This is a genomic window from Oceanobacillus phoenicis, from assembly GCF_047238145.1.
Lineage (GTDB): Bacteria > Bacillota > Bacilli > Bacillales > Amphibacillaceae > Oceanobacillus.
Map to the genome: position 1 here is coordinate 136892 of NZ_JBDFME010000002.1, position 23891 is coordinate 160782.

Genomic DNA, 23891 nt, shown 5'->3' on the forward strand with positions numbered 1-23891 from the left:
TTTATATTTTGTCCTTAACCGGGTAATTATAATTATAAGGATCACTGGTAACTTCTTTTAAAGTATTAATAATATCTTTTATACTATTTATTCCAACTAATGAAATAATGCTTCTCAAATAACTCCTTAACCAATCTATCACGTCATCATTTTCTTTTAAGCCATATTTGGCCGCTAATCCTCTTAGATGAAACTCATCAGGGGAATTCGAATTTTTTATAATATTCGAGTAACGTAATGGCTGGTCTGGGAAAGGTTTTGAAGTCTCGATTCCATAGTCGACAACAGAATCTGATAAAAAGCTTAGATTATGTGTTGTTTCAGAGAATACTTTTTTTATGTTGTCAAAAGATTCTTCTAAAATAAAATTATCAGTCAAATACTGATCTATCGTATACTCAACCATCGTATGAGACCATCCACGAATAGAGTCATTTATGATTTTATTTGGTTTAATATAGTCCATCCTTTTTGCTTTATTAAAAAAATTATAATAATCTCCAGCTATATATTTCATATTTTTATAAGCCCAACCTCTTTTAACAAGAGGTTTATCCCACTCTTTACCAAAATGAATTACAGCATCCCCTATTATATGTGCTTGAATCAAAAGTGCACCTTCCTTGTTTGGATCTATATTCCAAGATTTATTATATGCCCAATCATGACTTGACAGTATGTCAGGCAACATTAAGGCTACTACTCCTTCTCCTTTAGCCACATCTAAACGTCCAATAAGATTGGAATTTTTGGCTGTTAATATATGTCCAAATAAAAACATCCTTATCCTCTCCTTTTTACTACGAATAGATCATAATCGAAAGGAATCCCAGGAACATTAGACATATTGTCCTCCCATTTCACATCACCCAGAGAGCTTAGAACTAATTCCCACTGGCTTTTATCCCAGTACCAACCAGGGCAATCTGCTTCAAAATTGTTAAGGCACCTATTGAAAAACCAATCCATCCGTTTATGTGTTTCAATATTTGTTTCCCTATTCTTAAGATTTTCAATAATAATAATTGTATTTGCTTGAATTGTTGATAACCACCCCAAAAACTTATCAAGTTCTTTTTCGTGGTGTAGGGAGGCAACGACAATTAACGCATCAGCTTCCATGTTATTTAGAATCTCTCGATCTTCTAAATCTACTAAATTATTGTTCGGTTGCAAGTTTGGATAATGCTCTAACCGCTCAACTTCCATAACATGTGCTCCCTTTTGTCTTAAGGCGCTGGCCAATGTTCCAGTTCCAGATAAAACATCAATTATCTTTGGAGAACACACATCAATATGGTACATTATTTTCTCTGCTAGGTAACCTGAACGAATTTTATCAAGGATAAGGTTCCAGTGGTCCCCTATTCCAGAATCTGCCAAATACTTCTTTAGCTGCTTCTCTCCCTGTTCATCCATGGATGAACTAATAATATAGTCAGCCAATTCCTCAATTTCGTTTTCTTCTTTATATAAAGCATTCGATAGTCTCTTTTGAAACAATTTCCGATTAATAGTCATGAATAGTTTACTCCTTTCAGAGGTAATACTTTTTATATATCCTTTAAGCACCTTTTCATTTGGTACTCATAAATTCTTCTTTTTGTTTTTACCTTAGTGGATTTCACAAAGCCTAAATCAGGGAGTAATGAGTTGTCAATTTTCATTAAAGTATCTAAACTCGAATAATGAATACTACAATAAGGAACTTTCTTTTCGACGCATAAGCTAAGCAGTGAACTATCAATGTTTCCGGCTATTCCCCACTCAGCTCCTTTAGTTTCAGAAACTTTATCAATACACCACTTAATAGCTTTATGCTCTTTATTATAAAATGCGTTTCCACGTTCGGCCCCTAACATTAGGCTAGTTAAATCGTTTAAACCTAAAAGAAGATTACTAGCACCTTCACTTACAAAATCGTTAGAATATAAAATGGCTGAAGGTATCTCTAACATTGTACCGAACTTATTAGGCCACTTTACTTCTTCTAATAACTTGATTCCTTCAGCAAATTCGTTTGTATCTCCTACAAAAGGGAAAAGTATATGAAGATTATCCCATTTTTCTGCTACTTCTCGTATTAAGTTTAGCTCTATTAATGATGCTTCTTTATTTTGCAATGCCCCTCTCAACCCTCGATACCCAACAAGAGGATTATGTTCATCAAGCATTAAATTATTACCATCAAGAGTGTTGGCTTCGTCACTCCAAAGGTCTATTAGTCTATACCATACTGGCTTTGGATAGAATGTTTCTGCTATAGAATACAGATATTCCTGTAGTTCTACTTGTGCTGCTTTTTTTACAATGTATAGATCATTCTTTCTTAATAAGTACTCCCCTCTAATCAATCCAACCCCAGATTCGAAATTATTCGATAGTTCTTTTGATACCTGCTCTCCACTTAAAGATAATTTTATTTGCACTATATCTTCCCCCTATTTCCAATAAGAATATTGAACAACTTCAGAACTCTGCTCCCATCCCAATTTATTGAAAAAACCTTTAGCTACTTTATTGTCATTTTCTACAAAAGCTAATAGTTCGCTAGTTTTTGATTGTCTTACAAGATCCTTAACTATTCTCCCACCAAAACCTTTTTGTTTGCAGATATTATCAACAGCTATGCCACATACTAAAGTAATTTTAGAAGAATTAACTTTATTTTTAAGTAACTGGATGCTACCTGAAGCTTTAACAACTTCTTGGTCTATAACAATACTATGTTTCCATATATCATCATTGAAATACACTTCTTTAGGTAAAGGAGTTATACAGCAACTTCGTTGTAAAGACTGGACACGTTTAATCATTTCTTTGGTATAATAATGTGTATTTAATTTACAATTATTCATGGTTGACTTCCTATATTTCATAACACATAAATCGTGGACATTAATTTCTCCAGGCCATATAGGTAATGATTTAATTTTTCCACCAATGCAAATAATTCTGCATCCAAAACCAACTATTCTTCTTAAATAATCTATCTCACAATTATTAATTAGACTAGGCCATACAATTATTGACCTTCCATGTGATTGCAAACCACTTACATAAGGTGATTCTTTCAAGTTATTCATTACTTTATCTTCCTTGGAACGCTAAATTTGGATTGTAAACCCTCTCAGTGATTTCGTAGAGCATACTATCGATTTTTGTCTTATTAAGCTTGTCAGATAAGTCTTTTAAAAAAGATACGCAAAAGTTTAGAGATTCCGTCGAATCCACTAGTCCATATTTTTCTATAAGTGTAAATGCAGCAAATTCTTCGGGGCTTTTTACCTTTTCCGACCAGTTAGAATAACTATCAACTGTTGTTAAAAGTTTTTCTAACGGTTCTTTGGTATATCCAGAAGTATTTTTAAACACCTTTTCAATAAATTTATTTCCTCTTTCCTCTCTTCCTAATTTTTGAAATGCAGAGCGTATGTTATTTAACCTATCTGTTCCAGAAAAGTCTTCGGCTAAGGAAAAATCTAAAGCACACTCTACAGCAGTATGACCGAAGTCTCTTATGAAACGGTCTTTATCACTTGTTAGTCTAGGATCCATTTCTAAAAAACCTCTAATTTTGCTTTCTTCAACAAACAAATCCAACATCTCTAACGCCCTTGGCATTTCCTTATAAGCCCAACCTATTCTACTAGTATTTTCTTCATAATCTGGCCCATAATGTATTACATAATCACATATCATATGCCCTTGTAGGATTCTAATTAGATTATTATTGCTATCGGTATGCGCATTCCATAAGCTCTGGTATGCCCATTCGTGGCAATGTGCGATATTCGGGAACATAGCATACAATATTTCTTCTTCGTTTAATAGTCTACCTTTACTTAAACCAGCATCTTCAATGACTTTTATATGTCCTATTAAATCCATTTCAATTCCTCCTAATTTTTATATATTATAATTTGAACCATGGTCTGCAAATAACATCAGGACCTCCCCCACTTGACCTCTCAATTTACATGCAGCTGCCCAGGCACAGGCAGAACTCAGACCAACTGGGAAACCAATGCTCTTCAAAAAGTTAAATGACTCAATTGTTTCATCATCTGACACCATTAATACTTGGTCAATATAACTTAAATCCAATAAAGGAGGCATTATGTCATGGCCAATACCCTCAACTACTGTGGGGCTAGGTATTGGATCATTTTCTCCCATCCAAACGGGGCCAATTACACTACCAACCGGATCCGCAAGTATTATCTTTGTTTTCCAACCCGCTTTCTTGATTGCTCGAGCTATACCTGTTAATGTACCTCCTGTTCCTGCTCCGAGAACAAGCGCTTCAGGTTCATTAGCTAGTTGCTCTACTATTTCTTTTCCCGTGCCCAATTCATGTGCTAATGGGTTTGACTTTTTATTAAATTGCCCAACTGCTATACTATTTGGATATATCTCGCAAAGCTCTTGAACTGTTTGCATTTGAGGGTTCATATTAGTTGTAGGGTCTTTGGAAACCTTGTTATTTACAAAATGAACTTTAATCCCCATATCTTTCATCGAATTGATCTTTAATTGAGATAATCCTTCTTTTACGACTGCGACTACTTGTGTATTTAAATTTAACCTCTTAATTTCATGGGCAAGTGCTATTGCTGTATTTCCAGCCGTTGCTTCTACAATATATTCTGTCTCTTTTGTTAGTTCCCCAACTTCTATCATTTCCTTAATTAGATAATGAGCTATTCTGTTTTTAATAGAACATCCTGGTTGTAAATATTCAACTTTAGCAAGAATGTTTAAATTATCCATTTGGAATTTCAAAATTGGAGTAGGAAATGTTGTTACAGTACACCACCTTAGTTTTTCACTATTCACCTAAAAGTCTCCCCGCTTCTCTTAGTGTAACCTTAGGAATTCCCTTAGTTTCTAGAAATTTGTTGGTCTTTTCTAAGATGTCACTTTGAAGCTTTTTAATTTGGATGTCTGGAGTTTTGTTCTTCAATAATTCTACACCTTTACTTATGTGATAACTCTCATCCGTATAGATGCTTTTCAAAAGAACTGATATATTATGCTGCTTGAAATCATATGCATTTCTTGAACCATTCTCTATTTCTTTGAGATTGCCAGCTTCTCCAATAAGACATATTTGGGCAAGTGCCTCCCAAGGAGTCAGTTGACTTCTTAACTCAGCTCCGATTGTTCCAACAGGAACAGATATGGGATCAATTTCTAGAAAATCTAAACAAATTTCACCTATTAAACTATGTCTTCCTTCATCTGCGACAATTCTTGCAAGTTCTAATAGGTCACTAGAATTAAGTTTAGGCTCTACAGCAATCAATCTAGCAAATGTTTCTATTGCATCTAATTCATCCCTTTGTGTACGTAATTGTTGAATTAAATTTCCCCTTTCTTTATTTCCATATTTGCCTTCTTCATAATTTCTTGTATGGTTGAAAGTTGTATACCTATCATCCCTATCCCCCATATAAGTTAAACAGTTTGTTTTCAAGGGAATTTTAACCAATTCATCTAATAAATCTACAGTTACAATGAGTGACGGTATTATTTCTTTTCTTAATAGTCTAACCGATGGCCAATCTGCGAGTTGATTTATATTCATCAATACGTTATTCATTTCATCAGCGATAGATTTCAGTTCCCAAGAAGTATCTTCTATTGATAATTCAGTTTTCCCGCTTAATACTGGGTCAATTGTATTTCTAATGGGTACTTCTACTTTTAACTCTTCTAAACGTTTACATAGACCTTTATAGGCATAGGTTGTTTCATATAATCCAAAAGCTATACCAATTTTAATTTCTAAATACGGTGACAGAACAGCGAAAGTTGATAAGTTTGTAATTATATTCCCGATACTATTTACCCACTTTAAGTATTGTTCTTTAGTTATTATTTTATCTTTACCTTGAGTGTTAATTCCTAAAGTATCTAAAAATAGAAACCTTTCATTTATCATTAGGATACCTCCTTAAATGAACTGCCATTTGTTCAATAATATCTTTATTTTCTAGACCAATACTAAATCTTAAATACTTTTGACCTTTTGAGGTGTTTAATTGATTATTTCCATAAGCCCTACCATATGTTTTATTCCATCCATAACCAGCCCTCACCATTGGCCTGTTATCTAAAAGCCTTGATGTATTCTTAGCCCAATCGCTAAACTCTCTGTCTAACTGTTGGTCATTTGGGTAATATACAAAAACTAAAGACGATTTTGCTCTAATTAACCCTGCTCCTGCAGCTAAATCATGTGGTGTTTGAACAACTAGATCAGGCCGAATATCTCTTAATTTATTGGCAAATACGTCGGCATTATCTTTTAACCTCTCAAGCCTTCGATTATGAGTTTTAAAGTCTTCATTCAGTATTTTTTCACTAGCTTGTCTGCTTAAAAGGACCCCGATTTTCCTAGCAGTTTGTCGGAGTGATTCTAATAAATCTTTCTCTCCGATAATGACTCCGCCACTCACTTTGTGTGTAAGATACTTCGGCAAACTTTCAATCACAAATAACTTACCACGGGCTCTCTTTCTCCATTCTGGCCAAGGAACAGAACTAGAAAACAATGAATTGTCAATTATTAATGCATTTGTCTCGTCAAGATCAGTTAAATTGTTTAGATTAATCGTCATGCCAGGCTCGTTTACTATAGGCTCAATGATCTTAATTTTCTTATTTACAGGATTCATGGGGAATAATTTGTTGAAGACGCTTTCTATAAGATTGTTAATTTCAAAGTACCCATATGTCTTTTCATCGCTTAGATACAAATTATGGTTTGTCATTAAATCTAACAATACACAAGTAATAGCAGCCATCCCACTACTTACTACTAGCGAATCAGGTGCTTTATATAAGTTAGCGAGTTCATTTTCTAATCTTGTTCGTTCTCCACACTCATAAGTATCCCATATACTCCCAAATCTATTTCCTAGTGATTGTTGTTCCATGTTGTTCCAAAAATCTTCCATAGTAAAATAAGGATCAGCTACACTTAATTGTCTATGTTCTTCGCAAAAAATACTGATCTCCCCCTCTAGTTGGTCTAGTTTCTATATAGTTTTGTGTATCCTTCAGTATTTCAAGTGGTTGTTTGAAATCTTCAAAAGAATTTAATAGCCCATCAAACCTGATGGATTGATACACCTTTGAAAAGTCCTTTGGTAAGTATTTTAGATATCTTAATCGCCACTTCCATCTATTTATTGATATCCCGTGGTGAAATAATATTGCATCTAAAGCATTATCGAAGGCCCAACATAACTTGAGATATGCTTCCTGTTTATGTTTGCCTTTAATACTGGTTGTTATCCCTTTTACTCCATCCATAACGTTAATAAGGTGGTAATCTCTGTTCCATGCATAATATCTTTGCCAATCTATTTGTTCCTTTAACCGGATATAATTATCTGATAGTCTAGGTTGTGACAAACCTATGTTTATATTATGAAATAGATCGAGACCTACTTTTCTATCTAATCCCGCAAAATAATTAAAGTTCTCCTCTATTTGCGTTAACGATGGTAGACCTCTGCCAAATGAACGAATAGCTTTATCAACTTTCTTTCTGTTCCAAATCTCAATGTCGAGCTCAACTTCCTCAGTATTAATATAAACAATGGTAAATCCATTTCTTTTCTGCTCACTTATTCTTTCATCTGAGCGCTTTTCTACAAATTCTTCCGAAATAGATTCGGTGATTAAAAATAAATCATACTCCTCAGCTTGAGATTTTTTCCAAGGAAGAGCTGAAGAACCTCCTAGAAATAAAGTGTCATTTTGACCAACTTGTAAATACTTCTCTATAAGCTTCCAATTGATCATTCAGATAACCTCCATGCATATTTATATTGGTCTTATAATACATTTATTATTTTGAAGAAACAACGGTATCTGTATTATTAATCAAAATTTGTAGATTTAAGAAAAAAGGATTGATAGTTGACTATTTTATGGAGTTCACGACAGAAAAAGAGCTGCTATAGAAAAGATTTCTCTTTTACTTAGCAGCTTCTTTCACCAATTATCAAACAATTCTCTAATTTTGCGATACTAATTTTTTATAATAATTATTACATAGCAAATCTTCATGGGTCCCCACGCCAACTATTTTCCCTTTATTAAACACATATATAACATCCGAATTTAAAAAATCATTTAGACGGTGTGATATTATAATAGTTGTTTTTCCTTTTCTATATTTTTCAATATTATATAAAACTTCCTTCGACGTTAATGCATCTAGTGCAGAGGTCGCTTCATCTAACACCAAAATCTCTGGATCGCGTATTAATGCCCTTGCAATTGCAATTCTTTGTCTTTGTCCTCCTGATAATGAAAGCCCACCTTCGCCTAAAACCGTATTATATTTGTGAGGCAAACCCATAATAAATTTATCCATGTTAACTAGCTTACAAATATCTCGTATCTTAGACATGCTTATATCTTCAAGCCCTAGTACTATATTAGTTTTTATTGTTTCAGGGAAAAAATAGGGTTCTTGGAATACAACGTTAACTTTCCTGTTTAGGGATTTAATACCTATATCATGTATAGGAACATCGTTGATATATATACTGCCGGATTTTGGCACTAAGAAATTAAGTAAAAGTTTCACAATAGTCGATTTGCCACTACCACTCTCCCCTATTATTGCTATTTGTTTATCTGCTTGTATGTGCATATTTATATCTTCTAAAATAAGATTCTCACTGTATTCGACATAAATATTGTATAATTTAATGTGTTCAACTTTCTGAATATTTTCATTTTTATTCTTTAATTGCTTTATCTTTTTACTCCTATATAATACGTTATTAACTCTATCAATACTCGCAGACTCTTGAGTTAGAGTCAAAAACGTTTGGAACAAATTTTGAAAAGAATTCAATAAATTAAAACTAAGCTGGTATATCACAACAAAATTACCAATAGAAATAGATCCATTCATAACTAAATACCCACCGTAAACTAAAATAAAAATATTTATTCCCCACTTAATTGGTTCTGTTTTATAAAGTTGTTGATTCTGAAAAGTAGCTTGTTTTTTCACCTTATCAAAATACTTATTAAACGATCGCTGGAATAATTCCTTCTCCCAGCTAGCTCTGTTATAAGAAATAACTTCTCTAGTGGATGATATACTCTCTTCCATCTTAATAATAAAGTCAGATCTGCCTTCTTGAACTGCCCTGGATGTTCTAACTGATTTACTAGAAGATCTATAGCCTATCCAGATATACAATATACTAAAGAGTATACTTACTATTAGTAAAATGATATTTGTGTTACCAATAATGACAATTAAGAAAAGAGCAACAAAGATTTCTTTTATTAGATTTGGGGTTGTTTCTGCACATAGCCATGCAACTCTAGGGATATCATCAGTTATGTAATGCACAAGCCTGGCATTTCTTTTTTTATCCAATTCCTCTATTGGCATGGAAAAGATCGAATTAAAAAAGTTATTATTAATCTCAGTACTAATTTTAGATACATTTCGGTGCATTAAATGTGGACCTAGAGTAAATGTAATCGTCAATAACACAAATAAGACGATAAAAATTAAAATAGTAGATAAGAGCATATTATAATTCTCATCTAAAATAATGCTATCTATTATATATTGTTGTATAAAGACTAATAAAAGTTGTGCCCCTGAACCTAAAGTGATGACAATAAGAGAGCTGAGAAATAGAAACTTGTTTTGATTTATATAGTGCGAAACAAAAAGAAACCTATTCTTCAATGAAATTCTCACCTCTTTCTTCTTCGGGGCTTTGAACTAAATCGTAATATATACTTGATTCATTTACTAAATTGTAATATTCCCCCTCTTGTACCAATCTACCTTTATCAAGTACTAAAACCCTATCAAAGCTTTTTATCAAGTTTAGGCTGTGGGATACTGATATAATCGTTTTTTCTTTGAATACATAAGTTAGAGAATCTATAAGTTCTTCTTCATTTAAACGATCTAGAGAAGAAGTGATCTCATCTAACAGTATAATGCTAGGATTTTTTAATATCATTCTTGCAATCGATATTCGTTGCTTCTGCCCCCCAGAAAAGTTAGAACCCTTTTCACCAACAATTGTCTTATACTTTCTAGGTAACTCCATAATAAATTCGTGAGCATTAGCTGCTTTCGCTGCCTTAAAAACCTCACCCTCAGTAGCATCTGGTTTTCCGAATAGTATATTATCATAGACAGTACTACCAAATAAATAGTTTTCTTGGAATACGTATCCAATGTGGTCTCTTAAATTTAAATAAGAAATCCTTTCTATTGGGACTGAATCAATTAATAATTCTCCACCATTTACTTCATACAAGCCTCCAATTAACTTTAATAAAGTAGTCTTTCCACTCCCACTAGGTCCAACAATAACAACCTTTTCTCCGGCTTTTATTTCAGTACTGAAGTCCCTTAGAATTGGCTCATTTGAATTAGGATAAGAAAAATTAACGCCTCTAAGAGATATATGCCCTTTATATTCTTGAATATCTGTTCCTGTTATTTCATTCTTTGGTTCGGTTTTGAGTTGGAAGAATTCATACAATCTAACAGCTTGTTGCAACACTATTTTTTGCTGGGTTATACCTGTGATTACCTCTGTTAATATTGTCATTGACTGGAAATAATAAAGTAAAAATGCTGTGAAGTTACCCAGACCTATAAGATTATTACGAACAAGATATATCCCATAAAATATAGAAACTACACCGCTAAAATAAACTATAAACCTACGGATTGACCCTCTCAAATAGGCATATGCTAGTGAAGTTACCCAATTATTTAAATAAGTCTCCATTACTCTTCTTAGTCTTTTATAATTCCACTTTTCTTCCCCTATTGCCCTCAGTTCTATAACAGATGATATACTCTCATATGTTTTCTTATTGTATAATATCCTACTTTTTGCAGTTTTATTAGATAGGAGAGCTGCTTTTTTCTCAAAGTATGGACCAACTAAGAAATATAATAAAAACATAGGTAAAAGCACGATAGTTAATCTTATACTTACAGTAAACATGAAAATAATTGCAACTATTGAAAAAATAACATCCTCAATTAATTTAGGGATGATTGAACGATATAACTTCTGTAACGCTAAAACTTCAGTATTCATTAATGATAGTATTTCGCCTACAGAATGAGATTCGTAATAATGCAAACCTAACCTTCTTAATTTTTCTAAAGCGGAGAATTGCATCTCATAAGACACTTGTTCTTGCAATTTAACACTAATTAAATTCTTTCGTGCTATAATTAGAATCATTACTGCTATTAGTAACGAGAGAGAAGCTATCAATATAAAAAAGTTATGATAATTCTTAGAAGGTAAAACTTCATCAATGAAATATCCTATACCCTTGGGAATAGCCAGTTGTATGCTAGTTGCAGTTGCGCCTAATATAATAATTATCACTAAATTAGGAATATACTTTCTATAGAACGAAATTACCCAAAAGTATATTGTTAGGTAAGATTTTTTTTCCACACTCGATTTTATACCCCTATTAACACTCACATATATCTCCTCGCTATCTAAAATTCTAATTGCTAACTTATACTGATAATTCCTAGTTCTCTTTTAGAAATATACTCCTCTATTTTGTCGTCAGTTGGTGGGTGGAAGCTTCCAGCCCGCACATCTCTATACAACATTTCTAATAAAGAACTCTTATTCAAGGAGCTAGTGCCTTCAATATCCATAGCAAGGTTTATAACTTTAACAGCGGAGTTTGTGATAATGTACTTTGTTATAAGGGAATCTTCATATAATGAATTAGTAAAACTTCTCTCTTTATTTTCCTTATCTGCTTTTTGACAAGTAAATATTAATTGGGTAGAACTATTTTTAATAAGAATCCTCATTTTAGCTAACTTTGATTGGGCACTGGGCAATAATGCTAGTTTTTTACCTGTCGTTTTATCTACCTTATTTTTAACTAATTCTATGATATAATCATAAGCTTTTAGAGATATACCTTGATAAACTGATACAAGTAATAATCGGAACCAATAAATTAAATTTTCTGTATATCTTACACCCTCACCTTCTTCACCTATTAAATATTTCTGTGGCACATAAACGTTCTCGAAAGAAACATCATGGGTCATACTTGCTCTCATTCCACTATAATTCCAGTTTTTCTTTATCGATATCCCCTTTGTTTCCATATCTATTAATAAAGCAGTTAAACCATATTCCTTTATACTTTCTCCTCCAACAATACCATAAATAGGTAAATATCTTATTATAAAACTTCCAGATACAAACCGTTTCACCCCATTTATTACATATCCATCCTTCACCTTTGTAATATTTATATAGCTCTCTTTATTACTTTTTTTAGGATTTGATAAAAATACATTCGGATCTCCAATCGATCCAAATAAAGCTCCTTCTTCCCATACTTTTAAAAATATTTCTTCCTTAATTTCCGGTGATAGCATTCTTTGTAAACCACCTATCGTATAGAAATGCATTGCTAAACATAAAGCTGTTGAGGGGCAGCCTTTACTAAGCTCTACTATCATTTTACTGGTATCTACAAATCCTAGACTCTCCCCTCCATATTTATCAGGCAAATTAATAGTGTGTAATCCTTCCTTAATTAGATTTTCAAAATTATCATAGGGAAACAAGAACTCATTATCAGCTTTTATGGCTGTTTGTCTATATTGCAACCTCAGCTTTTCAATCTTATCTTCTATTCTGTTATTCATAATTTTCTCCTTTTAGGTTTATTAATATTTGGTTATTAAGAATATCGTCATGGTTTCCCTTATCTCTGATTTTCACAAAGTTATTATCTATCTTTAATAACTCATATGGCGTTGTATGGCCTAAAAAATGAACCGGACTATATGAAAGGCCATATGCCCCTACATTTAGAATACATATGTGATCACCGGGAATAGCTTTTGGCAATTTTATATTCTTAGCTAAACAATCCTCTGGAGTACAAAGCGGACCAACAATTGTGACAGTTTCTTTTACAGAATTCTTCGGGCTAGATATCAATTTCACGGGGAAATTATCCCTAATTAACCGTCCTTGGAATGTCGGGGCAACACAGTGATGCAACCCACCGTCTACGATTAAAAATGTTTTTCCTTTTGATATTTTACGATAAGTAACTTTTGTAATATACATGCCTGACTCCGCCAACAAATATCTACCACTTTCCAGAATAAACTTAGTATCAGCAAATACTTTATTATTTGAGACTAGTGAATTTAGAACCAATTTGATTTCATCCATTTTAAGTATATTCTGGCCTTGGAAATAAGGGATGCCAAATCCACCCCCAAAATCAATAACTTTGCAAATCAACCCATGTTCAAAGTATATATCTAGCGCAACCTTCAGCGTATATTTTATATTTTTAATGATATCTTTTTCATCTAAATTCTGTGTTCCCAAGTATACGTGAATCCCCGAAAAGACTAGATTATTGCATAAATTAATTTCCGATAAAGCGCTATTTAATATTTCTTTATCAATCCCAAATTGAGAAGGGATACCTGTCATTTTCACCTGTGCTGCTGTTTTTTCGTCGGGATTTATTCTAATTGCAACACTTACTATTTTATTGTGTTGAATTGCTATACTATCAAGTAATTTTATCTCTTCTATGGATTCTACAATTATTAACTTTATTCCTTCCTGAATTGCATAATTTAATTCTTCAAAAGTCTTACCTGGACCCGAAAAAATAATCTTCTGTGGATTAAACCCAGCTTTTAATGCAATATACAATTCTCCTTTTGAGGCAATTTCAATCCCGCTTCCTAAACTTTTATATAAACTAGCAATTGAAATATTGTTATTTGCTTTCAAAGAATAGTAAATTTCAATGTTTTTATGCAACCCCTTCTTAAAGTTGTAGTACTTTTCTTTTAGTTTATCCCCATCATATAAATAAAAAGGTGTACTATATTTTTTGGTTAAGTCAACTACTTTCTGATCATTTATTAAATGGTCCATAATAAGCCCCCACGAATATAATTATAGAAGAGTTCTATTTGAGAATTAAGTAATACCTGATAATCAGTATAAAATAAAACATAAATTCTATATAAATACTTACTTCCGGTAAAACTCTCTGCAAAAGTGTATATTGTATAGTTAAATCCATGACGACTTAACAATTTATCAAGTTGTATATTTAATTCGTTAAATGAACGTTTTGTTTTACTAAACAAGTCAACTGTTCTACTTTCAATATATTTTTTATCTATGTTTTTTATTAAGGATGTAAGGTAGGAAACCTGAGTAAATCTAGCATTTATTTCAATTGCCGGGTATAAATTGCCTTCTCTATCTAAAATGGAATCTATACCTAGTACACCTTTATATCCTAAATTTTTTATAATTTCGGCGATATCCCATATTTTTGATTTGTAGTTATCAAGAATTTCCTTTTTATAAGTTGGCGTAAAATTTGTACCTAGATACTTCGCATTATGATTAATTATTTGTTCTGTAATTGATAAGATATTGATATTTTCGTCTATTAATATTTGAGTATTTAACTGTCTGTCAGACTCGTGCCATCCTTCAATAAGTAATCTATTATCTCCGTTTCTTTTTAAAATAGAATTAACTTCTTGTAACTCTTTAAATATAAAGAGTCCTTTACCGGAAGACCCATAGGGAAGTTTTAAAACATACTTTTTGAATGAATCATTACTTAACCTTGTGTAAGCTTTTCTTGTTTCCTCTTCCCCTTTACAGAAATAGCCTTTAGTTGTCAAAAATCCATATTTTAACATTAATTCCCTTACCCAATATTTGTTATTTATTAATTTAACTAATGAGGAATCGCTACCAAAAACTTTCACGCCTTTAATTTCAGACCATTTTTCAATGGATTCTGTATTTATAAAAGGCACAATTACTGAGTTTTCTTTATAGGTTCTAAAATCGGATACTAGTTTAATTTTAGGTATTTGTATCCCCTTCTTTTTTAAATATGTTAAAAATTGCGCGCTTGGTTGATGTTGAAATAAAACAGTATGCTTTTTATTCAAAAGAAGTAGTTGTTGCTCTTGTTGTACTACCAAGTTGGTGGTGTCACTTAATAGTGATGGGAATGGGGAATTTTTGTTCCAATTTTGTTCGTCAGTTAGGTTCATAATCCAATAAGCATCTTTGTCTTCTAGTGACAACAATTCATCTAATCCATAATAAATCAATTTTCTTCCTCTACTCTGTCATTAACAAGCATTTCAATCTTTTTAATGGTCGAGAAATTCTCGTAAAAAAGTTCATCATCATTAAATTTAATATTAAACTCATCCTCTAGTAATATGACTAGTTTTACTGTTGACAGGGAGTCCATTCCTAGTCCCATTAACTCTTCAACCATACTAATTGATTTGTCAACTTCTAATGCTTCCATTACACATTTGTTGATCCGTTCATACAGTTTCAACTACCTCACCTCTTATTAGATATTCTTTTCTATATTCATTTGGGGATTTCCCAGTATGTTTCTTAAAATAAGTGGAAAATTGAGACCCTGATATATATCCAACTTCATCTTTTATTTCACTGATTGTCATTGAAATATTTAGTAGTAACTGCTTTGCCTCTTCCATTCGAATAAACTGCAGATGCTTCATAGGTGATATTCCAAATGCTTTAGAGTAGCAATTACTTAAATACACTGGATTGCAAAATACTTGTTCAGCAAGATAATTTAGCGTAAGTGGTTCATTGTATCTATTTTTTAATATGCAATATATTATTTGTAATCTTTCGTCGACATCTTCTTCAATCAATTCATTATCAGTTACAGAAATTTTTTTAATTACTTCACATATCTCGTCTGATAATTTATCAATTGATAATAGATTCGAGGCTAAATATTCGTATATATGTTCAAAATGATGTTTAAATTTTTGATTTTTTTTACTTAAAATGTAAGGATTCTCTAATGCATTATCTTTAAATTCATAAATGATAGCTCTTATTTCGCAATAATTGTCATTATGATTAAATACTCTTATACACCTACCTATAGTTACAAAACCTTTTTTTAAAACTATGGTCTTGTTATCAAATATTATAGTAATGTCATCATTGGCAATTAACAAACTGTATATATTCTTATTATTAATTAGATTTATTGATTTACCTGGTGCAATTAATTCTCTGTATTTCACGCCCAGTACTTTCAATACCTCACCACCTTACAGAACAAAATACCAATAGAGGTTAAGTGCTTCAATACAATTATGCTAACCTACAAAATATTGGTTATTATATGTATTTTTTAACATTTATGAATATTTTTAAGGTATTAAGGAAACAAAGAGAATCTGTCTGCTATCCAACTTCTTGAATATAGAAGGTGTCTCTGCTAGCTGATAGTAACCAAACCAGCCCACTAGATATCGATTTAACTTTTCGATTCTGTCTTTCATATTCATCGATTTCCTTCTTGAAGTTAGTTCTCGAATACGTTGTTTGAAGCGGTCGATACTATCCATAGGAAAGGAGAAGACAAGGAACTTCCGTTTCCATGGGCGGTCTACCGCACTTTTTCTTCGTTCACTTTCAATTTTAGTTTTCCTTCGATAAACTTCGTAATGTTTCCCATCACATAACCCTGATCTTTTGGAACGAACATAAATATTACAATTGTCCGCATAGCGGACAAGATGTACTTCCTAGCTTCTCTTACCGCATCATGTCCTCGTTTGTTTAGACGAAATCCGTAGCTATGTTTTGAGAACGGTGGGTCATATTCTTCGGTGAGAACTTGTGCAACTTCCTGTTGGATGAATCTGTCCAGTACAGTTGGGATGCCCAGCTTCCTCTTCCCGCCATTCGGTTTCGGGATTTCGACATGTCGGACGGGGTGAGGATGGTAGGTTCCCTCTTGAAGTTCTTCTCGTAGGGTAGTCCAGTGTTCCATGATATGCGCTCGTAAGTTTTGTACGGGCATTTCATCTACACCATGACTCCCTTTATTGCGTTCAACACGCTTTAATGCGAGTATTAAGTTTTCACGTGATAAGATTCGTTCCAACATGATATCTAACTTCTGCGTGAATTTGTCCGTTCTTCTTGTGTGGCAATAACTTTCAGCCCTTCTAATGTCCCCCACGGGATTCACCGTTTTCTCCACTAGGAAGGTTCCATGCTTCTGCTTCATCAAGCATTGCGTACGCAAAGTGACAATTCTTTCTTAAATGATTAGCCCTTCCTGGGTATTCTAGAAATATCCAGTACTACGGCTTCGGCTGACTTCTGATAGCTCAGCGAACATTCTCATGTTCGGTTACGGAGTGCGCACCGCATTCCTATCAGACCTCCCAGGGTAAGCAGACATTCTTCCTCTCCATATCCTCTCTTCATTTACTTGATGTACCCTTTGGCAGTAAGGCTTTAGCTTGTTTAGCAGCCTCGCCCAAGTACACCCAGCCTTGTATGAAGTTCGTGTTCCTAAAGGCGGAGATTTGCCACCGACTTCCTTCAGATTCCAGATAACTCTGACACCTTTGTCTTAAGCTAACCGCTACTAATGCCTTCACGGTTCGGGACTTGAACCCTAAAGAATGTGTGCATACCTGGCACACAAAAAAAGAGAAGTTGTATTAACAACTTCTCTTTAAGAATATTACGTATTTTTAGTTATTGGATCACCGAACGTTCCAAGTTCTTTAATTTCAAACATCTCCTCACCTCCTTTCGGTCAGGTATAAACACTACAACGTAAGGGCTTTTAAAATACCTTAACTAATAAGAAATTAATCTCAATTAGTCCAGTTACAAAACTCTTAAATTCCTCTTCCGGATAATCACTATGATATAAATCGTTTATACAGACATAATTACCAGACGCTAGTTTTATTAATTCGTATGCACGGTTATCGATGTGATAACTTTGATTATTATTTATATTAGTAAGAATTATACCTTCTTTAAATCTAGTAATTGCAAAATCAGGGTTTATTTTAATTCTCATTTATGATCCCCACTTGATAATATATTTAAAATTATTTAAATCTTAAATTATCTCACCATCAACAAAAAGTCAACTTTACAAAGTAATATATATATATTTAGATAAAAAGTTATAAATCAAGTAAATTGTTGCATTTACTCTGAACCTCCATGAGTTTATAATAATTATAAATAAATATCATAATAAGGGGGAGGGGCATGAATAACAACGGATTACACTGTTTATTTTTTGTTTTAAAGGAAGTCATTTCTTCACAAGGTATTAAACTTTCAGAAAGTGATCTTCTTTTACTAAGTGGTGGTTTTAAGTTTAAATATGAAATTGAAGGTATTGAAGGAGATGAAACACCTCGGTCTTTTAAGATCTATGGCGGAGAAGCGGAATACAGTAAGATAAAACAAAACAGTAATATACTAATAACACCACAAAAGCTAAATAGTAAAAAGATAATAAATGATTTAATAGTTTTATTAGAAAATAATATAACTCCAATCGTATATACTAACTGCTTCTACCTTCGCTTTGATAAAAAGAACTTTAATAGAAATTCCGATAAACATTACATTATTTTAAATAAATATATACCAGAAAGAAAAGAATTCCTAATATCCGATTATAATTTCAAAACTAAAATACAAAGCGATGATTTGCTAAAAGCTATGAGAGACCAAAAGTATAAATTCTTAAATATTAATGTCACAAATCATTTATCTAGAGAAGTAATAATAGACAATATTTTTAAAGAGTGGCAGAACTTCGCTAATTCATTTATGGACACTACTTTTCATAACCTTTTACAGTTCCAAAATGATATAATTAAATTACTCCACATAGAATATAACTTATCCAGGGAATTATCAATTTACGGTTTATCAAAAAGTCTAAAGCACCCCAGGGGCCCTATTATTTCAAGAAAGCTAATTTCGTCTAATCCGTTTCTGTCATCCGAATGTAGAAATCTTTATTATGAACTTTACAAAATGTGGAATCATTTTTCAAACGAATTATTAAGACATGCTTATCAAAAAAGTAGTATAGAAGAAGTATTATTAATTTATAGCAAGATTTTTGAAAAAGAAATTAAAGCAGCTAGTATAACTTAACATTAAATATACAAAGGAATTGGGGGTATTTTATGTTTAATCAAGAACCATTTCCAATTAAATTTGATTGGGGAGGAATTGGGGCAAGCAGAGCCTCACAAAGAGGAGACATCATTGTAATAGTTGATGTTCTCAGTTTTTCAACTTCAGTAGTTGCTGCGTTAGCTTCAGGAGCAATAATTTTCCCTTTTCCGTATGATGAGAATCTTACAGGCTATGAATATGCTAAAGAAATTAAAGGTGAATTAATACTGGGTAGAGCAGAGGCATTAAAAAGCAAAAAGCCATCTTTATCCCCAGCGTCCTTTAATAATTCTCACTCAGGTAAAAAGTATGTCCTTTCATCAAAAAACGGCGCATTATGCACTTGGCTAGCAACGGACACAGAACATTTATTTATAGGGTGTTTTAATAATGCAACTGCTGTTGCGAATGTTGTAAATGATATTAGAAAAAAAACAAATAAAAATGTAACTATTATAGCTTGTGGGGAGAAATGGGAAAATAATGGCCTCGGTACCTCCGATTCTTTACGTCCGTGTATAGAAGATTTTTTAGCTGCAGGTAGTATCTTATCTAAATTAGAAGGAAAGAAGTCACCTGAAGCAGAAGTTTCTTCGATTACTTTCTTAAATTCACAACACAAAATCCTCTCTTTGATTGAGAACTCAGGAAGCGGACAAGAACTAGTGCAAAGAGGGTTTAAAGAAGATGTTGTTATTGCAAGCAATATAAATTCCGAGAATGTTGTTCCAATAATATGTGATAAATGTGTAACAAATTATATAGTTTAAGACTGAACTTACCAATTATTTAAGCGTGCCGGGGTTTGTCAAATAAAGTATGTAAGTCCCTGCTTACTCAAGTTACTTTAACACCCTATCTTTTAACTCATCATGTAGAAGAAGTTGGTTCATAACCATTGCCCAGTTTTGAACGTGGCCATCTTCCTATTTTGTTTCGAGTTACTTTACTCGTAAGAATAATACTTTTAATAGAGCGTTCTCGTTGGGGAATGCTCCTTTACTAGTCACTTTTCTATAGCTAGAATGAATGCTTTCTACGGCATTGGTGGTGTACATGATTTTTCGAATCCATTTACCAGTCCAAAGGATAACAATTGATTAAATTCGATCGAATGTGTTCATGAACAAGCAATTGATTCATCACCATCGCCCATTGTTGAATACGGCCATTTACAACTTCCTTAAAAAAGGTCTATGGAGCAGCAAGTTTGAAAGCTTGTCACAGTGCTTTTGATAATTTTTTGAACCAATGGTCCATGTACCATCCGTTAACGTATGGAAACGTAACTTCGTACATGTCGAACAACTTTTTGATTATGGGAGTAGGAGTAGATTGTGCCATTAGTAGACCCACCCACTAAAGTCTTTCCACCACCTGTATGTAATTTAAGTACTATATCTTGTTAATTCCTACGCTTATACAATTTTTTCCAGTATTTCAGTTCGATTGGTGTATAAATCATTAATCCCCTCAGGTTTGTGTAATCTCCTAAATATCTCTGATAGTTCAATTGATTTAGGTTATGTACATAATTTATACAGACTCAGTAGAATACATAAAAAATCCCCTTAATTTAACTTTGTTTCTTATCTTTAATCCAACGTTCTATTTGTTCTTTTGTCCAACCTGCTTTTGTACCAATCATTACTGTTGGTACAGGTAATAGTCCTCTTCTTCTATAAACAGATAACTTTTCAGTAGAAGTATTTATTCCGTATTTGTTTGATATATCTGCAAATTCTTTTAGACCATAATAGTATTTTGTTTCTTCTATGTTAGACATTTTTTCCTCCTAAAAGAATATAAAATTATTAATAAATTATAATTAATCCTATAGTACGGTGTATATAATAATTATATCTTAGTATTGTTGAGTATGTAAACATAGTTAGAATACATATATTAGATATATTAATTATATAACAACATATTTTATTTAAATAAGACTTTTAATAACATTTCGGAGTACTGTATCACATTGATATGATTGTGTTTATGGCGACGAAATATCACATATAAGGTACTAACTATCACAATCTGGGTTTTTATTATCATAAATAAGGTACTGTTATTTTGAAAAATTTTTACTTAGTTCATGTTTTTACATTGTAAACCCTAGATATAACCTAAGTTTCTACACTATGTACCCAAAGTGTGATAATATCGATTTATATTAAGCAATATTAAATCAAAAACGGTCCAACTTTAAACTACGTATAACATAAGTTATACGTAGTTTAAATGGTCTAGTTTGTTCGCTGCTTGCTGACTGTATTATACAAAGTTCCTAATAAAGATCGTATGACATAAATAATCTCCCCTTCCATCTTATGAACATTTTTTCTTTTCAATTGTGCGTTAACACATTATTGTATTACCAGAAATACATATTCAATATTGAAAATACACTTAAATTTACACTAACACTGAATCTAATCATTTTTAATATTTCAATTTGTATGCTAATCAAACCTCATCACCAGCCTTTCTATTTTATAATTCATAATATAGTAGTTTTATCCTTCTATAATTACAACGAAAAATTAAAAAGCGTGACTAACCATGTTCGAGTAGTTGTATTAACTGAATTTTACAAAGATATATGTTAGGCAAAATTACTTATTAATAGATTAGTATTTATACACTAATTGCAAATTTGAACACAAGGGAAAATGCAAAGAATTACTGGAACTTATTACTAATAAATATGATAATATTAGTAGAACTAACAAGATGATTAGCGATAATTGAAAAAGAAATACTTATTACGTCAGCACCTAAACTACAATGGTATATAACTATATTTCTAATAAAGCCATTGAGCAATCAATAAATAAAGCAGACAGGATCTAATTCCCCGTCTGCTTTATTTATTATTTACTGCTTTATATATCATTTTACTATTTTCTTTCCAAATCTCTTGAAATTGTTCATACGTATAATTTTGCTTTTCAAATTCTTTTAGTAACTTTTGTTCTATAAATCCTTCTGGCAGAACACCTACATTATTCTTAGTGTTTTTTATATAATTCCAAATAATATGCTGAACATTTTCATCAGTTAATCTAAAATTTGAGGTTGCCTTTTTATATTCTTTGTATCTAGATTTCAATATAGTTGTTATATAAGCTCCAATATGTGTCACTTTTGTATTATTTCTCTCAATTTGTTCTAATACAAATTGCAGTTCATCTATTCCAAAGCTTGTCCATGCTTTTAACTCTCTATTTGGAATATCATAACCATATTGTTTAACAAGTGGTCTCGCTTGTTCTATGAAAGCTTTAACTTCTTCTTCCTTAATATCTCCCTCAAATGGAATATTATCTGTTATATGTATCGTAAACTTTATCTCATCAACTTTTCTGCCTTTTTTTATTTCTTCAAATTCAAACGTTAGAACGTTTATCTCATTTAACTCATCTTGGACCTTTAATAGAATCCTAGATTTAAAGTGTCCATACTGTTTGTATTTACCCCCAACACCTAAATGCTCCTTCAATGTTTCTAATTTAATTGTTCGTTTACCTATTTTGGCATATTGTTGTAGTAACTCAAACAGTCGAATTGTGTATGGACTTTGCATTTCACCTATCGTTGGAAAATCATATTTAGTATATCTACCACTTTGTGTAAGGTTCATTATATAAGGTTGTATCACATCATTGAATTGTATATCAACAACTCCTGAGCCTTTTCGATAAATGATACTCTTAAACCAAGGAAACCAACCAATATCATTATCTACAGTATGTATCTTTATTCTTTTTTTAGTTAATTCATCTGCTAATTTCTCAACACGACTGTAATAACCTTGGCCATTTAATCCAGCAGCTTTTACAAATTCACTTACCGTAAACGATACATCAGGAAACTGATTTGGTGAATTAGTGATTTTACCTGCAGCATACCGAATGATTTTATGTTCAGTTGCACTTAAATCATCTTCATATATAGCCTCTACTAAATCATTAGACTGATAGACCTGTAATTTTTTTTCAATATCTTGACTACTTTGTTCAGTCATATAATCACGATCCTGTATACAATTTATTATTATATATTATTTCATAATAAAAATAGGTTCGCAATAGAAATAGTGAAGTATCATACATTGAGTGGATAACCCTTTAACTATCACATATTGAGTGTCTTCTTTCTAAATTACTTCTTATTATCACAGTTTGAGTGTGTTGTGATAGAAACTTCTCTATAAGTATCACGATTTGAGTGTATAAAGGTATTATCTTTCCTTTTAACTATCACATATTGAGTGTTGTGATGCTTAGTTTAAAGAAACTATCACACATTAGATGTACTATTACACTCAATATGTGATAGTTCTAGACATAAAAAAGAAACTTACTATCCTCTTCACTTGTGAGATAATTAATTAACACTCAATATGTGATAATTTGACACAAAAATTAGTACAAAATACTGGTGTATAAGCATTTCATATGTCTTGTCACTCAATATGTGATAGATGCACTCAATATGTGACGCTCTGCACTCAATATGTGATAATTAAACACTCAATATGTGATAGTTGCTCACTCAATACGTGATAATTTTCACTTAATATGTGATGCTTTGCACTCAATACGTGATAGTTTTCACTCAATATGTGATAATTTGACAGTATGAATACTTATATGACAAGGGTTTGAGCGTCCCGAAATGTATTAAATGTTTTATATGTATTTAAATGTTAGTAAAAGTCTCTTTTAAATAGAATATGTTTGTTGTATATAATTTATTAATTATTTTAAACAT

General features: G+C 32.1%; 20 protein-coding genes and 5 pseudogenes. 3 read left to right on the forward strand and 22 right to left on the reverse strand.

The window, feature by feature from the left end; genetic code table 11:
* Window position 1 precedes the first annotated feature (1 nt).
* The 19 genes and pseudogenes from ABC346_RS20500 to ABC346_RS20590 form a co-directional block, all read right to left on the reverse strand.
* Entirely contained in the window at window positions 2–781 is a 780-nt protein-coding gene (locus ABC346_RS20500) for a hypothetical protein (protein ID WP_413236632.1), read from the reverse strand.
* A gap of 2 nt (window positions 782–783) precedes the next feature.
* Window positions 784–1521 (reverse strand): hypothetical protein, encoded by a 738-nt coding sequence (locus ABC346_RS20505; RefSeq protein WP_413236633.1) that lies wholly within the window; start codon window positions 1519–1521, stop codon window positions 784–786.
* Between the two features lie 32 nt (window positions 1522–1553).
* Window positions 1554–2429, reverse strand: a complete 876-nt coding sequence (locus ABC346_RS20510) for a putative PEP-binding protein (RefSeq protein ID WP_413236634.1) — start codon at window positions 2427–2429, stop codon at window positions 1554–1556.
* Between the two features lie 12 nt (window positions 2430–2441).
* The gene (locus ABC346_RS20515; protein ID WP_413236635.1) at window positions 2442–3086 is read right to left on the reverse strand and encodes a GNAT family N-acetyltransferase; all 645 of its coding nucleotides are present in this window, start codon (window positions 3084–3086) and stop codon (window positions 2442–2444) included.
* Between the two features lie 4 nt (window positions 3087–3090).
* On the reverse strand, window positions 3091–3891 hold the full coding sequence (locus tag ABC346_RS20520) for a hypothetical protein (RefSeq protein ID WP_413236636.1): 801 nt from the start codon (window positions 3889–3891) through the stop codon (window positions 3091–3093).
* Window positions 3892–3909: 18 nt separating this feature from the next.
* Window positions 3910–4839, reverse strand: coding sequence for a pyridoxal-phosphate dependent enzyme (locus ABC346_RS20525; protein WP_413236637.1), 930 nt, complete (start codon window positions 4837–4839; stop codon window positions 3910–3912).
* Window positions 4832–5947, reverse strand: a complete 1116-nt coding sequence (locus tag ABC346_RS20530; RefSeq protein WP_413236638.1) for a hypothetical protein — start codon at window positions 5945–5947, stop codon at window positions 4832–4834. Before ABC346_RS20530 ends, ABC346_RS20525 begins: the two co-directional genes overlap by 8 nt.
* Entirely contained in the window at window positions 5937–6944 is a 1008-nt protein-coding gene (locus tag ABC346_RS20535; protein WP_413236639.1) for a PLP-dependent transferase, read from the reverse strand. Before ABC346_RS20535 ends, ABC346_RS20530 begins: the two co-directional genes overlap by 11 nt.
* A gap of 52 nt (window positions 6945–6996) precedes the next feature.
* Complete coding sequence (locus ABC346_RS20540) at window positions 6997–7818, reverse strand: hypothetical protein (protein WP_413236640.1); 822 nt, start codon at window positions 7816–7818, stop codon at window positions 6997–6999.
* Between the two features lie 214 nt (window positions 7819–8032).
* Entirely contained in the window at window positions 8033–9742 is a 1710-nt protein-coding gene (locus tag ABC346_RS20545) for an ABC transporter ATP-binding protein (RefSeq protein WP_413236641.1), read from the reverse strand.
* Window positions 9732–10424: pseudogene (locus ABC346_RS20550) on the reverse strand (ABC transporter ATP-binding protein); the annotation flags it as partial. The gene ABC346_RS20545 and the pseudogene ABC346_RS20550, both read right to left, overlap by 11 nt.
* Before the next feature lie 210 nt (window positions 10425–10634).
* Window positions 10635–11528, reverse strand: a pseudogene (locus ABC346_RS20555) (ABC transporter transmembrane domain-containing protein); the annotation flags it as partial.
* A 32-nt stretch (window positions 11529–11560) separates the two neighbouring features.
* Window positions 11561–12730: an acyl-CoA dehydrogenase family protein gene (locus tag ABC346_RS20560; protein WP_413236642.1), complete on the reverse strand. Its 1170-nt coding sequence runs from the start codon at window positions 12728–12730 to the stop codon at window positions 11561–11563.
* Window positions 12723–13994, reverse strand: coding sequence for a type III PLP-dependent enzyme (locus tag ABC346_RS20565; protein WP_413236643.1), 1272 nt, complete (start codon window positions 13992–13994; stop codon window positions 12723–12725). The genes ABC346_RS20560 and ABC346_RS20565 overlap by 8 nt, the downstream gene beginning before the upstream one ends.
* Window positions 13982–15205 carry an ATP-grasp domain-containing protein gene (locus tag ABC346_RS20570; RefSeq protein WP_413236644.1) on the reverse strand — a complete coding sequence of 408 codons (1224 nt, stop codon included), beginning with the start codon at window positions 15203–15205 and terminating at the stop codon, window positions 13982–13984. Before ABC346_RS20570 ends, ABC346_RS20565 begins: the two co-directional genes overlap by 13 nt.
* Window positions 15202–15444: an acyl carrier protein gene (locus ABC346_RS20575; RefSeq protein ID WP_413236645.1), complete on the reverse strand. Its 243-nt coding sequence runs from the start codon at window positions 15442–15444 to the stop codon at window positions 15202–15204. The genes ABC346_RS20570 and ABC346_RS20575 overlap by 4 nt, the downstream gene beginning before the upstream one ends.
* Window positions 15431–16192, reverse strand: a complete 762-nt coding sequence (locus ABC346_RS20580; RefSeq protein WP_413236646.1) for a helix-turn-helix domain-containing protein — start codon at window positions 16190–16192, stop codon at window positions 15431–15433. The genes ABC346_RS20575 and ABC346_RS20580 overlap by 14 nt, the downstream gene beginning before the upstream one ends.
* A 150-nt stretch (window positions 16193–16342) precedes the next feature.
* Window positions 16343–17052, reverse strand: a pseudogene (locus tag ABC346_RS20585) (group II intron maturase-specific domain-containing protein); the annotation flags it as partial.
* Window positions 17053–17742: 690 nt separating this feature from the next.
* The gene (locus ABC346_RS20590; RefSeq protein WP_413236647.1) at window positions 17743–17985 is read right to left on the reverse strand and encodes a hypothetical protein; all 243 of its coding nucleotides are present in this window, start codon (window positions 17983–17985) and stop codon (window positions 17743–17745) included.
* A 197-nt stretch (window positions 17986–18182) separates the two neighbouring features.
* On the opposite strand from ABC346_RS20590, the gene ABC346_RS20595 reads away from it, so the two are divergent.
* Together ABC346_RS20595 and ABC346_RS20600 are read left to right on the forward strand one after the other, a co-directional pair.
* Window positions 18183–19088 (forward strand): hypothetical protein, encoded by a 906-nt coding sequence (locus ABC346_RS20595; RefSeq protein ID WP_413236648.1) that lies wholly within the window; start codon window positions 18183–18185, stop codon window positions 19086–19088.
* 32 nt (window positions 19089–19120) lie between these two features.
* Window positions 19121–19882, forward strand: coding sequence for a 2-phosphosulfolactate phosphatase (locus ABC346_RS20600; RefSeq protein WP_413236649.1), 762 nt, complete (start codon window positions 19121–19123; stop codon window positions 19880–19882).
* Between the two features lie 72 nt (window positions 19883–19954).
* Here the strand turns inward: ABC346_RS20600 and ABC346_RS20605 are convergent.
* Window positions 19955–20182: pseudogene (locus ABC346_RS20605) on the reverse strand (transposase); the annotation flags it as partial.
* A gap of 95 nt (window positions 20183–20277) precedes the next feature.
* Between ABC346_RS20605 and ABC346_RS20610 the strand changes: the two are divergent.
* Window positions 20278–20447 (forward strand): annotated as a pseudogene (locus ABC346_RS20610) (IS256-like element ISBsu2 family transposase); the annotation flags it as partial.
* A 241-nt stretch (window positions 20448–20688) separates the two neighbouring features.
* Here ABC346_RS20610 and ABC346_RS20615 read toward each other — a convergent pair.
* Both ABC346_RS20615 and ABC346_RS20620 read right to left on the reverse strand, forming a co-directional pair.
* Window positions 20689–20898: a hypothetical protein gene (locus ABC346_RS20615; RefSeq protein ID WP_413236650.1), complete on the reverse strand. Its 210-nt coding sequence runs from the start codon at window positions 20896–20898 to the stop codon at window positions 20689–20691.
* 1083 nt (window positions 20899–21981) lie between these two features.
* The gene (locus ABC346_RS20620) at window positions 21982–23142 is read right to left on the reverse strand and encodes a replication initiation protein (RefSeq protein ID WP_413236651.1); all 1161 of its coding nucleotides are present in this window, start codon (window positions 23140–23142) and stop codon (window positions 21982–21984) included.
* Between the last annotated feature and the right edge of the window lie 749 nt (window positions 23143–23891).